Source organism: Arenimonas sp. GDDSR-1 (assembly GCF_025980345.1).
Lineage (GTDB): Bacteria > Pseudomonadota > Gammaproteobacteria > Xanthomonadales > Xanthomonadaceae > Arenimonas.
The window spans coordinates 35786-49228 of record NZ_JAPDUI010000017.1 but is presented as its reverse complement, the minus strand read 5'-3'; the positions used below and the strand labels follow the sequence as shown (position 1 = coordinate 49228).

Annotated in this window: 14 protein-coding genes; 13 read left to right on the top strand and 1 reads right to left on the bottom strand. The window is 61.7% G+C overall.

Annotation, left to right across the window (positions count from 1 at the left end; translation table 11 throughout):
- Positions 1 to 21: 21 nt before the first annotated feature.
- The 13 genes from Q0W88_RS04560 to Q0W88_RS04500 all read left to right on the top strand — a co-directional run bounded on the left by Q0W88_RS04560 (position 22) and on the right by Q0W88_RS04500 (position 13004).
- Positions 22 to 1356: a TldD/PmbA family protein gene (locus Q0W88_RS04560; RefSeq protein ID WP_297800525.1), complete on the top strand. Its 1335-nt coding sequence runs from the start codon at positions 22 to 24 to the stop codon at positions 1354 to 1356.
- A 16-nt stretch (positions 1357 to 1372) separates the two neighbouring features.
- A complete protein-coding gene (locus Q0W88_RS04555; RefSeq protein WP_297800523.1) occupies positions 1373 to 2068 on the top strand; it encodes a DUF4159 domain-containing protein in 696 nt (231 codons plus the stop codon).
- Positions 2069 to 2099: 31 nt separating this feature from the next.
- Entirely contained in the window at positions 2100 to 3086 is a 987-nt protein-coding gene (locus tag Q0W88_RS04550) for a MoxR family ATPase (protein WP_297800521.1), read from the top strand.
- Positions 3087 to 3097: 11 nt separating this feature from the next.
- Positions 3098 to 4003 carry a DUF58 domain-containing protein gene (locus Q0W88_RS04545; protein ID WP_297800519.1) on the top strand — a complete coding sequence of 302 codons (906 nt, stop codon included), beginning with the start codon at positions 3098 to 3100 and terminating at the stop codon, positions 4001 to 4003.
- A complete protein-coding gene (locus Q0W88_RS04540; protein ID WP_297800515.1) occupies positions 4000 to 4812 on the top strand; it encodes a BatA domain-containing protein in 813 nt (270 codons plus the stop codon). The genes Q0W88_RS04545 and Q0W88_RS04540 overlap by 4 nt, the downstream gene beginning before the upstream one ends.
- Positions 4805 to 5140 (top strand): hypothetical protein, encoded by a 336-nt coding sequence (locus Q0W88_RS04535; RefSeq protein ID WP_297800512.1) that lies wholly within the window; start codon positions 4805 to 4807, stop codon positions 5138 to 5140. Before Q0W88_RS04540 ends, Q0W88_RS04535 begins: the two co-directional genes overlap by 8 nt.
- Positions 5137 to 7230 (top strand): hypothetical protein, encoded by a 2094-nt coding sequence (locus Q0W88_RS04530; RefSeq protein WP_297800510.1) that lies wholly within the window; start codon positions 5137 to 5139, stop codon positions 7228 to 7230. The genes Q0W88_RS04535 and Q0W88_RS04530 overlap by 4 nt, the downstream gene beginning before the upstream one ends.
- Positions 7227 to 8960 carry a hypothetical protein gene (locus tag Q0W88_RS04525; RefSeq protein ID WP_297800508.1) on the top strand — a complete coding sequence of 578 codons (1734 nt, stop codon included), beginning with the start codon at positions 7227 to 7229 and terminating at the stop codon, positions 8958 to 8960. The genes Q0W88_RS04530 and Q0W88_RS04525 overlap by 4 nt, the downstream gene beginning before the upstream one ends.
- Positions 8961 to 9153: 193 nt before the next feature.
- Positions 9154 to 9936, top strand: coding sequence for a DUF6090 family protein (locus Q0W88_RS04520; RefSeq protein ID WP_297800506.1), 783 nt, complete (start codon positions 9154 to 9156; stop codon positions 9934 to 9936).
- On the top strand, positions 9933 to 10706 hold the full coding sequence (locus Q0W88_RS04515) for a hypothetical protein (RefSeq protein WP_297800503.1): 774 nt from the start codon (positions 9933 to 9935) through the stop codon (positions 10704 to 10706). Before Q0W88_RS04520 ends, Q0W88_RS04515 begins: the two co-directional genes overlap by 4 nt.
- Entirely contained in the window at positions 10703 to 11488 is a 786-nt protein-coding gene (locus Q0W88_RS04510; protein WP_297800500.1) for a hypothetical protein, read from the top strand. The genes Q0W88_RS04515 and Q0W88_RS04510 overlap by 4 nt, the downstream gene beginning before the upstream one ends.
- The gene (locus Q0W88_RS04505; RefSeq protein ID WP_297800498.1) at positions 11485 to 12240 is read left to right on the top strand and encodes a hypothetical protein; all 756 of its coding nucleotides are present in this window, start codon (positions 11485 to 11487) and stop codon (positions 12238 to 12240) included. Before Q0W88_RS04510 ends, Q0W88_RS04505 begins: the two co-directional genes overlap by 4 nt.
- Positions 12237 to 13004 (top strand): hypothetical protein, encoded by a 768-nt coding sequence (locus Q0W88_RS04500; protein WP_297800496.1) that lies wholly within the window; start codon positions 12237 to 12239, stop codon positions 13002 to 13004. Before Q0W88_RS04505 ends, Q0W88_RS04500 begins: the two co-directional genes overlap by 4 nt.
- On the opposite strand, the gene Q0W88_RS04495 is transcribed toward Q0W88_RS04500, so the two are convergent.
- Positions 13005 to 13421, bottom strand: a complete 417-nt coding sequence (locus Q0W88_RS04495; RefSeq protein ID WP_297800494.1) for a hypothetical protein — start codon at positions 13419 to 13421, stop codon at positions 13005 to 13007.
- Positions 13422 to 13443 lie beyond the last annotated feature (22 nt).

The window sequence follows — 13443 nt, the reverse complement described above, 5'->3', positions numbered from 1 at the left end:
TCACTACAGGAGCAAGCATCCATGAGCATGTATACGGAACAACAGGCCAAAGCGATCCTCGACAAGGTCATCGCGCTGAGCAAGGCCGACGAATGCACCGCCACCCTCGGCGGCGGCATCAACGGCAACATCCGCTTCGCGCTGAACAACGTGTCCACCAGCGGCATCGTCACCAATGCCGAACTGGCGGTGCAGGTCGCTTTCGGCAAGCGCGTCGGCGTCGCCACCATCAATGAATTCGACGACGAATCGCTGGCCCGCGTGGTCCGACGTGCCGAGGAGCTGGCACGGCTGGCGCCGGAAAACGAGGAATTCGTTCCGGCCATCGGCAAGCAGACCTATAAACCGACGCCGACCTACAATGCCGGCATCGCCGCGATCACCCCGGAGTACCGCGCCCAGGTCGCCGCCGATTCCATCAATCCGTGCAAGAACGACGGGCTGATCGCCGCCGGTTTCCTGTCCGACAGCGTCGGTTTCTTCGCTTCGGCCAACAGCAACGGCAATTTCGCCTACCAGCAGTCGACCGGCCTGGATTACACCTGCACCGTGCGCACCGATGACGGTACCGGTTCCGGCTGGGTCGCCCGCAATGCCGGCAGTCTGGAGGACTTCAAAGCTTCGCGTGAAATCCAGACCGCCATCCAGAAGGCCAAGGGTTCGCGCGGCGCGAAAGCGCTGGAGCCGGGCAAATACACCGTCATTCTCGAGCCGGCCGCTTCCGCCGGTCTGATTTCCTTCATGATGAACGGCTTCGATGCCCGCCAGGCCGATGAAGGCCGCAGCTTCCTGACCAAAAAGGGCGGCGGCAACAAGCTCGGCGAGCAGGTCTTCGATCCGCGCGTGACCCTGACCAGCGACCCCTGGAATCCGGATGTGCCGGTGATGCCCTGGGATGGCGAGGGCCTGCCGCGCGAGAAGATGACCATCATCGACAAGGGCAAGGTGTCCTATCTTGAATATTCCCGCTATTGGGCCAAGCTCAAGGGCAAGGAAGCCAAGGGTTCGCCCGGCAACCTGATCATGGCCGGCGGCACCAAGTCCACCATGGATCTGGTCAAGGGCACGGCCAAAGGCATTCTGGTCACCCGCACCTGGTACATCCGCATGGTCGACCCGCAGACCGTGCTGCTGACCGGTCTGACCCGCGACGGAACCTTCTACATCGAGAACGGCGAGATCAAGTACCCGATCAAGAATTTCCGTTTCAACGAGTCGCCGGTGATCATGCTCAACAACATCGAAGAACTCGGCAAACCGATCCGCCTCGGTGACGACGAATCCCCGTTCGTGATGATGATTCCGCCGATGAAGATCCGCGACTTCACCTTCACCTCGCTGTCGGACGCCGTGTGATGTCCCGGGAGCCGGCATGGACCGTGCCGACTTCCTGCGTTTGATGTTCGGCGGTGCGGCGATGGCCGCACTGCCGCGCATGGCCGCCGCAGGCCCTGAATACGATTTCCGCTTCACCCGGCTGATGTACGAATCCGGAGACTGGGATGTGGATGCGCGCATGCCGTCCAACATCATCACCTCGCTGATCGATTACACCAGTCTGCGCGTCGATCCGAAAGAACACGTGATCGCCCTGTCGGATCCGAAAATGCGTCTGGCCCCGTTCTGCTATCTGGCCGGACACAAACTGGTGCAGTTCAGTCCGGCCGAGCGCCGCAACTTCGAGGCCTATCTGCGCAGCGGCGGCTTCATTTTCGTCGATGACTGCAACCATGACATCGACGGCCTGTTCGCCAAGTCCTTCGAGGCGCAGATGACCTCCATTTTCGGGCCGAAGGCGCTGCGCAAGATTCCCAATACCCACCCGCTGTATTCGAGTTTTTTCCGCTTCAGCGAGCCGCCGACCACCGGTTTCGAATTGAACGGATGGGGTGACGACATCGTGCACGATTACCTCAAGGGCATCGAATTCGATGGCCGCCTCGGTCTGCTTTACAGCAACAAAGATTACGGCTGCGAGTGGGATTACGATTGGCGCAACAAGCGCTTTCTGGCCGAAGACAATACCAAGTTCGCGGTCAATATCGTGATGTACGCCCTCAATGCCTGATGCCATGAAACCCCAACCGGAAAAGCCCGCCATGACCAGTACCGAAGCCGATATCCAAGCCACCCTCGACCAGCTCGGCGCGCTGCGCGCCGCCATTGCCAAGGCCATCGTCGGCCAGGATGCGGTGGTCGAACAACTGTTGATCGGTTTGCTGGCCGGCGGTCACTGTCTGCTCGAGGGCGTTCCGGGCCTGGGCAAGACCCTGTTGGTTCGTTCACTCGGGCAGGCGCTGGCACTGGCGTTCCGGCGCATCCAGTTCACACCCGATCTGATGCCGAGCGATATCCTCGGGACCGAAATCCTGGAAGAGGACCACGGTACCGGCAAACGCCACTTCAAATTCCAGCCCGGTCCGGTGTTCACCAACCTGCTGCTGGCCGACGAGCTCAACCGCACGCCGCCGAAGACCCAGGCCGCCCTGCTGGAGGCCATGCAGGAACATACCGTCAGTTATGCCGGCGTCACGCATGCCCTGCCGGAACCGTTTTTCGTTCTGGCAACGCAGAATCCGCTGGAGCAGGCCGGCACCTATCCGCTGCCGGAAGCGCAGCTCGACCGATTCCTGCTGCATATCCGCGTCGACTATCCCAGCGAAGACGAAGAGCGCGACATCCTGATGCAGACCACCGGCAGCGGATCTTCGCGGGTGCCGACGGTGATGGCCGGCGAGGCCGTGCTCGGCCTGCAGAAACTGGTACGCGAGGTCCACATCAGCGCCGACATGCTGGCCTGGATCAACCGTCTGGTGCGTGCCAGCCGGCCGCAGTCCGAAACACCGGGCATCGGGCAATGGGTGAAGTGGGGCGCCGGTCCGCGTGCCGGACAGGCACTGGTGCTCAGCGCCAAGGCGCGTGCACTCATCCACGGCCGCTTTGCGGTCACCGAGGACGACGTCCGCGCATTGGCGGCACCGGTGCTGCGCCACCGCCTGTTGCTGACCTTCATGGCCGAAGCCGAACAAAAGAGCGCCGATGACGTGGTGGCCCTGCTGCTGGCTGCGGTTCCATACCCGCACTGAGCCCAAACGCCATGGCCGGACCCGATCTGATTCCCGCTGATGTCCGGGCGCGCCTGAAAGGGCTGCGTCTGGTCTCGCGCCGGGTATCGGGCGCGCTCGGCATCGGCCAGCATCACAGCCGTTCACGCGGCGCCGGCATGGAGTTCGCCCAGTACCGCGCTTATGAGCCGGGCGACGAGCCGCGCCAGATCGACTGGAAACTGTACGCGCGCTCCGATAAATTCTTCGTGCGTGAATCCGAGCGCGACAGTCCACTGGCCGCCTGGGTGCTGCTCGACGCCAGTGCTTCGATGGCGCAATCGGATGCCGCACGGCCCGGCTGGAGCCGGCTGCAGGCCGCGAAAGCACAGGCCGCCTGTCTGTTCGAGCTGGCCTGCCGGCAGGGCGACCGTTTCGGCCTGATTGCGGTCAGCGGTGACCGACTGCAGGTCATCAATGCCGGCAGCGGCACCCGTCACCGCGACCGTTGTCTGCAGGCCTTGAGCGCGTTGTCGGCAGCGGGCGCCTGGCCGGATGAAGCCGCCTGTCGGCCGATCTGGGAGCGCATCCACGCCAACGATCTGGTGCTGCTGCTCAGCGACGATTTCGACGAGCGTGCCCTGGCCTTGATTGAACGGCTAGCCGCCGCCCGACGCGAGGTACTGAATATCCAGATCCTGACCGTCGAAGAGCGCGACTTTCCATTCCGCGATGGCCGGCGCTTCATCGATGTCGAATCCGGCGCGGCCCTGCTGACCGATGCCGCCGCCGCCCGCGAGGACTATCTGCGTGCGTTTTCCGCCGCCTGCAAAGAACTGGCGCTGCGTCTGACTTCGGCCGGCATCCGGCATGTGCCGTATGTTCTGGATGAGCGCCTCGACGCGCCCTTGGTACGTCTGTTCGCGCAGGGCAAGGCGCGCTTTCAGGAAAGCGCATGAATTTCCTGCTGCCTTCCGCATTTCTGGCCTTGCTGGCCTTGGCGCTGCCGGTGCTGATCCATCTGAGCCGACGCTCACAGCAGCAGCGCACCGATTTTGCCGCCTTGCGCTGGCTGCAGGCCCGTTTCCGTCCACGGCGTCAGCCGATCGTGCAGGAATGGCTGTTGCTGCTGCTTCGCCTGCTTCTGCTGGCGCTGCTTGTACTTTTTCTGGCGATTCCCGTCCGTCAGCACACGTCGGCTCCGGCGCATTGGCTGGTGGCGGTGCCGGGCGTCATCTGGCCACCTGATGCCGAGCTGCCCTCGGGGTCCTCGGTGAGCAGGCATTGGCTGGCGCCCGGCTTTCCCGAAGCGGACCGTCCACTGCCGCCGACAGCGGTTCCGGTGGCCAGTCTGCTGCGCGAACTGGATGCACGACTACCGGCCAAAACCCGCTTGACGGTACTGGTGCCGGAACGCCTGCATGGTTGGGATGCCGAGCGGCCTCGCTTGCAGCGTGCGGTGGAATGGCGGGTGGTCAAAGGCCGGACGCGCGAGACCGCGTCGCAGCCTGAAGTTCCGGCCATGGTGCTGACTGCCGATCCTGCAAATGCAGACCGTGCGCGCTATTTCCGCGCGGCCTACCGGGTCTGGCAGGCGCAGCTGCCGGAGGCGCAGCAACGCGATCTGCCCTTGCTTGCCGCGGAGGCTACGCCACCGGCATCGGCGCGGATCTGGGTGGTTCTGTCCGCCGGCAAAATTCCGGAAACGGCGGGCGGGCGGTACGCTCATGCTCGCGCCGGATGCGCTAACCGATGCCGGCATGTCTGACGTGCTTTGGCGCACGGAAGACGGTAGCATCCTGCTTGAGCAGCAGGCCTTGGGCGAAGGCCGCATATTGCAGTGGCGACAGCCCTTGAACGGTTCGCAGACGCCGCAACTGCTTGATGCCGCCTTTCCCGATCAATTACAGGCGGTGCTGACGGCAATGCCTCAGCCCGACACGGCATCGGCGTTGAATCAGCGACCCCGTACCGGCGCCGCGCGAACCATTCCCGATCCGCAGCCACTGCAGCCGTGGCTGATGATGGCCATTGCCCTGTTGTTTCTTGCCGAACGCGTGCTGGCCACGCGGCCGGCGCGGAGCCCGCCGGCATGACGGTTCCTGTGCGTCCCCTGCGTTGGCTCACACAGGCCCGTTGGCGTGAGGTCGGCGTCGTTCTGGCAATCGGTCTTCCGCCATTGGCGGCGGCGTGTTACCTCCTCGGGAAAAGTGTCGGCGCGATTGCCGCCTGGGTTTTTCTGGGTGCTGCGCTCGCGCTGTTCGGATTGATTCTGCGGCATCGGCTGCAGCGCCTGGATAACGCGTGGCTGATCAGGCGTCTGGATGCCTTGCCTGTTCTGGAAAACAGTGCGGATCTGCTGTTTGGCCATCAGACGTCCGAATCGCCTCTGGTCGGCCTGCAGCGTCAGCGCATCCAGCAGCGCCTGGCCGCCCTGCCGGAACAGGATCTGCGCCGGCCGTTCCCGATGGCGTGGATTTCCGGAATGCTGCTGCTGAGCTTGGCCATGATTTCCGCCGCATTGTTTTGGCCGAAGCCGCAGGAAGCCGGACGCTTCAAAACGCAAGCGACCGTGGAGTCGGTCGCGCGTACGCCGGTAAAGTTGATCGAGGCCCATCTTCGGATTATTCCACCGGCATACACCGGACTTCCTGCGCGGAATGAAACCGGTCTGCCGGCGAAATTTCCGGAGGGCAGCCGCATTGTCTGGCAATTGCGATTCGCGCCGCAACCCGGGCAGGTGCGGCTGCAGTTTTTCAGCGGGCGCAACGTGGATCTGCACCGCGAAGGCGATGCCTGGACAGCGGATGCCGTCATGACGGCTTCGGATGTGTACCGGGCGGTCATCGACGGGCAGGCGCAGAACAAACCCTGGCAGCGTCTGGATGCCATTCCCGATCAGGCGCCGCAATGGCGCGTCAGCCTTCCGGACCGCAGTCTGAGCCTGCTTGCCCCGGGGCAGCGCACATGGCCGCTGCAGCTGGAGGCCGAAGACGATTACGGTCTGTCCGATGCGGTCATGGAAATTCAATTGGCCCAAGGCAGCGGCGAGAACATCCAATTCAAAAGCAGTAGCCGCGCGTTGATCGGCCAAGGAACGTCAAAACGGCAGCGCTATGCGGCCACGCTGGATCTGGCCGCGCTGGGCATGCAGGCCGGCGATGATCTGATTGTGCAGTTCCGCGTCGGTGACCGGCGCCGGCCGCAGGCCAACAGCACCGTCAGCGCCGCGTATATCCTGCGCTGGCCGGTCGAAGACGCCTATGAGGCCAGCGGCGTCGAAGGCATGCTGAAAAAAGTGATGCCGGCTTATTTCCGCAGCCAGCGCCAGATCATCATCGACACCGAAAAGCTGCTGGCCGAGAAGAAGAAACTCAGCCGGGAGCAATTCGAAATCCGATCCGATACCATCGGCGTCGATCAGCGCGTTCTTCGGTTGCGTTACGGCCAGTTCCTCGGCGAAGAATCCGAAACCCCGGAACCGCCGTCGGAGGACGGCGGGCACCACGCGGATGACGGTCACGACCACGGCGGCGGCAAGGCGCCGGAAAAATCGGCAACCGTTTCCGATCAGAGCATCCTCGAGCAGTTCGGACACACGCATGACATTCCGGAGGCCGCTACCTTGCTCGATGCCGGAACCAAATCCTTGCTGCGCTCGGCATTGAATGAAATGTGGCAGGCCGAGCTGCACCTGCGGCAGGCCGAACCGGCCAAGGCGCTGCCCTTTGAATACCGGGCTCTGGCCTTCATCAAGAAAGTGCAACAGGCTGAACGGATCTATCTGGCCCGTGTCGGTCCCGAATTGCCGCCGATCGATGAAAGCCGGCGGCTCAGCGGCGACCGTAGCGGTTTCAAGGCGCCCGACGACGAGTTGCGTGCCGCCGTGCGCGAGGACGCTCCGCTGCTGGCGTTCTGGCAAAGTCTCGATGCGGCGGATCCGCCGAAGACGGCCGATTTGAAAACCTGGATGGCCGATCATGGCGATCGCCTGCCCGATGCCCTGGGTCTGAAAGTGGCGCTGGCGGAAATGGAGAGCCGGCCCGATTGCCGCAGCTGCCGCGAAGCGGTCAAAGCGCTGCTCTGGCCGGTATTGGCCAAGCCGCCCGCCGTGCCGAAAGCACGGCGTCTGCAGCCGGTTGAAAGTCCCTATCAACGGGCACTGCAAAAGGAACGCCAACCATGATGTCATCGACGCTACTGGCGGTTGTGCTCGGGATTGCCGTTCTGATCAGCGCGGCGCTGATTCTACTTTCCGCGCGCCGCCATGCATTCCGCCCATGGCGCACCGGTGCATTGCTGCTCTTGAGCGTTATTTCGGCGCTGATGCTGTATTACGCATTGATTCCACCAACGCGGCAGGTGCCTGTCGGCCAGCGCATGGTGATGACGGCCGGCTCAGATACCGTCGGAAATCTTCCTGTCGGCCAGCGCGTCGCTTTGCCGGAAGCGCCGGCAGGGCTGGCGGTGCCACGCGTTCCGGATCTGGCCAGTTTGCTCCGTCGATCGCCCGACATCGGACAATTGCTCATCGTCGGCGACGGCCTGCCCGCGCGTGACCGCGAAGCCGTGGCGGGTCGGGGCGTCCGGTTTCTGCCCTCCGCGCCGCCGATTGGACTGACCGATTTCTGGATGCCGGAATCGATCAGCACCGGGCACCGTTGGCTCTTGCGCATCCGCGTGTCCGGCATGGCCGATGCGCGGGTCGAACTGCGGGACCCTTCCGGCGCATTGGTTGATGCCAAAGCCGTCGATGCCTCCGGGCAGGCCGCACTGTCCGATATCGCACGCGCCGCCGGGCGGGTGAATTATCAACTGCGGGTCTTGGATTCCGCCGGTAAGATCAGGGAGAACTTCACGGTCCCGGTTGCGGTCAGTCAACCGACGGCAATGAAACTGCTCAGTCATGCCGGTGGCCCCGGGCCCGATCTGAAGTCGCTCCGGCGCTGGGCACTGGATGCGGGGCTGCAGCTGCAAAGCCATATCGCCCTCGGACCGGGCATGGCGGTGCGTACCGAAGATTCCGCAATCCGGGCCGAAACATTGGCCGAGCAGGACATGCTGATCGTCGACGAACGCGCCTGGCAGAATTTCGATGCCGGTCAGCGGCGCAATATCCGTGAAGCCGTTGCAAACGGTCTTGGGTTGCTGCTGCGTGTCACCGGCCCGATGTCGGCGCAGACGGCGGCGGATTTCCGGCAGATGGGACTGCGCATCGACGCGGCGACGCTGACCCAGAGCGTGCAGCTGACGCCGGATGCCGGAAGCGCCGATTGGCCGACACTGACCCGGCAGCCGGTGCGCGTCAGCGCTGCCGATGCCCGGATTGTACTGACGGGCACACAGGGCGAACCTTTGGCCCTCTGGCGGGCGCAGGGCAATGGCCGTGTCGGCGTACTGCTCTTATCGGACAGCTTCCGTCTGGCATTGGCCGGATACGGTGATGCCCATAGCCGGATCTGGAGTGATCTGGTTTCGATGTTGGCGCGTCCGCAGACGGAAATGCCGCCGGTTCGGCGTGGAGATCTGGCCTGGCCGCAAGAGCGCATGGTGTTCTGTCAGTTGCAGCCCGGCGCCACGGTTCAGACCGATAGCGAGCGTCAGGCGCTCAGTGTTGAAACCACCGGAAGCAACCGGGGCTGCGCCGGATTCTGGCCGCAGGCCGCGGGCTGGTACACGCTTTACAGCGACGAAAACCAGTTGCCGTTTTATGTCCACTCCCCGAAAGAAGGCGAAGCGCTCCGCCGCAGCCTGAGCCGTGCCGCCACGCTGAAACTGGTCACGCCTGCTCCGGATGCGGCCATGGCATCACGCGTGCCGGTGCCAGGCTCGCCTTGGCCGTGGTTCCTCGGCTGGGTGCTGGCCAGCAGCCTGCTGTGGTGGATGGAGCGAAGCCGGCTCGGGCGCGGCATGTAGTTCGTCCAAATCGTCCTGCCGGAAGCCTGGCCATCAAGAAAAAGCCTTGAAATCGCCCCTGAAAACTCAGGTACTATAGGCTCTTGCAGCGCGATTCCGCCCTGCAGGGACATCGGGGGATGTCGATGGGGAACCCTTACTGCACACGCGGCAAGCGGCAGCATCCTGGTCAGGACCGGTCCGGGGCTGCGTCATGATCCTGCGCCGTCTTTCGCAATCACTGAAGGAACAGAACTGGACCGCCATCTGGATCGAGTTCATTCTGCTGGTGACCGGTGTTTTTCTGGGTATGCAGGTTTCCAACTGGAATGCGGAACGGGAAACCAGGCGGAAGACTGAGGTGTTCACGGAGCGGCTGAAAGCCGATTTGCGCAACGAGGCGTTTTTTTACCAATACCTGATTGAATACAACCGCGATGTGCTCGTCAGTGCCGAAAAGACGGTCAATGCGCTTACCGGCAAAGTGCCGCTGTCGGATGAACAGCTGCTCATCAACGCCTACCGCGCCACGCAATACAAGAATCCGCAACGTTTCCGGGCGACTTACGACGAATTGATTTCAACCGGAAATATCGGGTTGATCAAGGATCAGAAATTGCGCCTGACTGCCATGCGGATCTACAACGTCCCGAGCATGGACAGTCTTGCGCAGGAGGGCGTGAAGTCGCATTATCGGGAAGCGTTCCGGATGAGTATCGACAATGACATGCAGCGCGCGCTCGCCCGGCAGTGCGGTGACCGCTACGTCACGCGCGGCGATTACAAGGCCATTCTCAATGCCATCGATTACCCGTGCACGCTTGATCTGCCAAAAGATGAGATTGAGAAATCGGCAAAGTCATTGCGTTCGAATCCGCAATTCGTCCCCTATCTGCGCGTGCGTATTGCCGACATCGGCACCCGTCTGTTCGATATGACCGTGAACAATTCCGATATTGTAGAGGGACTGAAGACGGTCACCGGAGCGCAGCCATGATTCTCCGCAGGCTCTCGCAGTCGCTTAAGGAACAGAACTGGACCGCCATCTGGATCGAGTTCATTCTGCTGGTGACCGGCGTGTTTCTGGGCATACAGGTCAGCAACTGGAATGCGGCACGGGTTGAGCAGCGTCGGGCGGATGAGCTGTTCATCCGTCTCATCGGCGATCTGGAAAGCGAAATCAACAATGTCGATGCGCTGCAGGCGTACTACCTGACCACCGCGACGTATGCAAAAGTCGCCTTAAGTGAATTCGAGGCACCGGGTTCGGTCGATGCCGAGACATTCGTCATCAGCGCCTATCAGGCAAGCCAGTGGCAGGAGGCGGCGTCCAGCCGGTCGACCTTCGATGAAATCGTGGCTACCGGCGCCGTCAATCTGGTCCGTACCGAAAAGGCCCGCAACCTGCTGATCGCTTATTACGAATTTGACTGGACCGATGCACTGACGGTCACGTCCAGGCCGCATTACCGCGAATTGATGCGCGGCGTCATGCCCTATCCGGTTCAGGAGGCGATCAAATCGGCCTGTGGCGATCAGGTCAGGCGTACAGGCCGGGCCAATCTCACCTGGCTGCCCAGGACGTGCGATATCGACTTGCCGGCCGAGGACATCGAGCGCGCAGCCGCCGCGCTGCGTGCGGCGCCGGGCATGGAGCAGGCGCTGCGCTATCAGCTTGCTGAAAACGACACCAAAGCCGCCAATTACGCCTCAACCAGAAAACAGATTGTTCCTATCGTTGCCGCAATCAAGGAAGGCGTTCGATGATGCTTCGCCGGCTGGCACAGAGCCTAAGAGAACAGAATTGGACCGCCATCGTCATCGAGTTCGTTCTGCTGGTGAGCGGTGTGGTTTTGGGCATCCAGGTGAGCAACTGGAATGCGGAGCGTGTGTCCAGCAAACAATCCGAAATATTCACCGGCCGGCTCCGCGAGGACCTGAAAACCGAAGCGTGGAACTATATTTCCCTGAATGGGTATTACGGCAATGTCCTGAGCAACGCCGAAAGAACGCTGGATGCTCTGGAGGGCGATGCGCAGTTGTCGAACGAGGCGCTGATCATCGCCGCCTACCGCGCCACCCAGTACGGTGAAGCCGTTCGACACCGGTCGACCTATGACGAGCTGACTTCGACGGGGTCGCTTGGCCTGATCAAGGATCCGATGCTGCGAAAAACCGCGCTTGAGGTCTACAACAGCGTGGCCTATGAAAACCTGAAGTCCGAGGGCATCAATTCAAGATACCGGATTGCCTTCCGGATGAAGATTCCGTTGAAGGTCCAGACTGCCATCGGCAGCAAATGCGGCGATCTGCCCCAGGATGTCGGAAACTATGACAGAATCGATACCTCGCTTGATTATGCCTGTACCACCGGCCTTTCATCTGATGAAATCGACAGAGCCGCCGGCATATTGCGCTCGAATCCCGATTTCATCGAATTGCTGAGACTCCGTATCGGGGACATCAAGTCCCAGTTGAGCAATGCCCAGCTGTTTCTGAGCGATGATGTCAGGAACAACATCCTCGCCATGGCCAAGGAAAATCCATGATCCTCCGTCGCCTGTCGCAATCCCTGAAAGAACAGAACTGGATGGCCATCGGCATCGAATTCGTGTTGCTGGTGGTCGGCGTTTATCTCGGCATTCAAGTGGCGAACTGGAAGGAAGCCCGGGTGGAGCGTGAATTGGTGCGCGGCCATCTGACCGAAATCGCCCAGGACCTCCGGATGCATCTTGCCATACGCGATGAGCTGGAAGATTCGGCCAAACTGCGTATTGCCGCCGTCGATTACATTTACGATCAGGCGTTCGGAATCCGCCTGCCGGTGACTCTCGTGCGTGCCAGCGAGCGTTGGGAAGCACCGCCGGCCGAAGCGTTTCCGCCCGAACAGCTGGATCACCTGATGGGCGCGGTGAATCTGGTGAGGATCTCGGTGCGTTCTCGCAACGGCTACGAATCCCTGATAAGTTCCGGCCGCCTCGGGCTTCTGAAGAACCGCAAACTCGCACATCAGATTCAGGCCTATTACGGCAATTTCGACAGCCTGCTGGATGTCCAGTCGAATGTATTGCGCCCTTTCCGGAACGACGGGGCTCGTGATCAGTATCCGTTGGGCCTATCGGTGTTCGATCAGCGGCCGGCTGCCGAAATCGTGGCGTTGGCACGGGAAAACCCGGGGTTTGCGGCCTACCTGCGCAGCCAGCGCGAGTGGGCGATTACCCAGTACCATCTGATGAGCGATATCAACGAGGAAACCGCTGAACTGCTCGCGGCCATCGAAAAGGAACTTGCCGCGCCATGATCCTCCGCCGCCTCTCGCAATCGCTGAAAGAACAGAACTGGATGGCTATCGGCATTGAGTTTGTATTGTTGGTGGCTGGTGTTTATTTGGGCATTCAAGTGGCGAATTGGAATGCCGCGCGCGCCGAGGATGCCAAGGCGCAAGCGTATTTGACCCGCATTGAAGTCAATCTGCAGGCTGATATGCAATCAATCGAGCGCCGCGAGGCTTTGTGGCGACAGGTGATCAACTATGGCAAGGGCGCTGTCCGCTATGCCGAGACCGGCGAATTGGTGGACGGCTCCGCCTGGAAAACGGTGTTGGCGTTTTATCAAGCCAGCCAGCTGTGGCAATGGGTGACTTCCGACTCGACCTATCAGGAAATGCGCAGTGGCGGCGAACTGGGACTGATCCGCAACCAGCGCTTGCGCGATGCGCTGTCCCAATATTACCTGGAGAACGGCTCCGGAACCGCGTATCTGTTCATGCTGCAGCCGGAGTATCGGAAGCTCGTGCGGGGACTGACGCCATCAAAAGTGGCCGACCATATCTGGGCGAAGTGCTGGCAGCAACCCAAACCGAGTGAGCAGTATCTCATCGATTGCGAATCGCCGGTCTCCGAAGTCGAGGCGCAAGCAGTACTCGATGCATATCTGAAGGATCCGAAACTGTTGCCGGAACTGCGCTTTTGGGTCGCCAATCAGGGCGTAGCCATCACTGCCATTGGGAATTACAAGCCGTATTTACAGGACATGCAGGCGCTGATGAAAGAAACTGAGCGCTGATCAGCCAATCCATCCGCGGGCAAGCGCCCTGCGTGAAAGCACCACCAGTCCAATGGCGACCAGCAGCACAAAGCCCTGCATGGCCATCACTAAGCTGCCTGGATTGACGCCGCTGAGGATGAACAGGCCGATGTCCTGCACAATCACGCCCGCCAGTGACAGCTCGAGCAGTACGGCCGACCAGCGTTTGCGCAGTATCAGGCCAAGGCAGCCGGCCGCGCCGCCCCAGACCGCAACGGCCGTAGCTGCCACTGCCCAGGCCGGCCGGCTGTTGTACAGCGTCTGGTTCGCCGCATCCATGGCGGCGATGTCAGCCGGGCTCAGCATCACATCGCTGAGGTAGGCGGCGCATCCCATCAGGTTCCACAGCAGGGCGAGGATTGAAACAGGCAGATACCATTTCGGGCGTGCGCTCATGACGGACTCCGTGGATTTGATT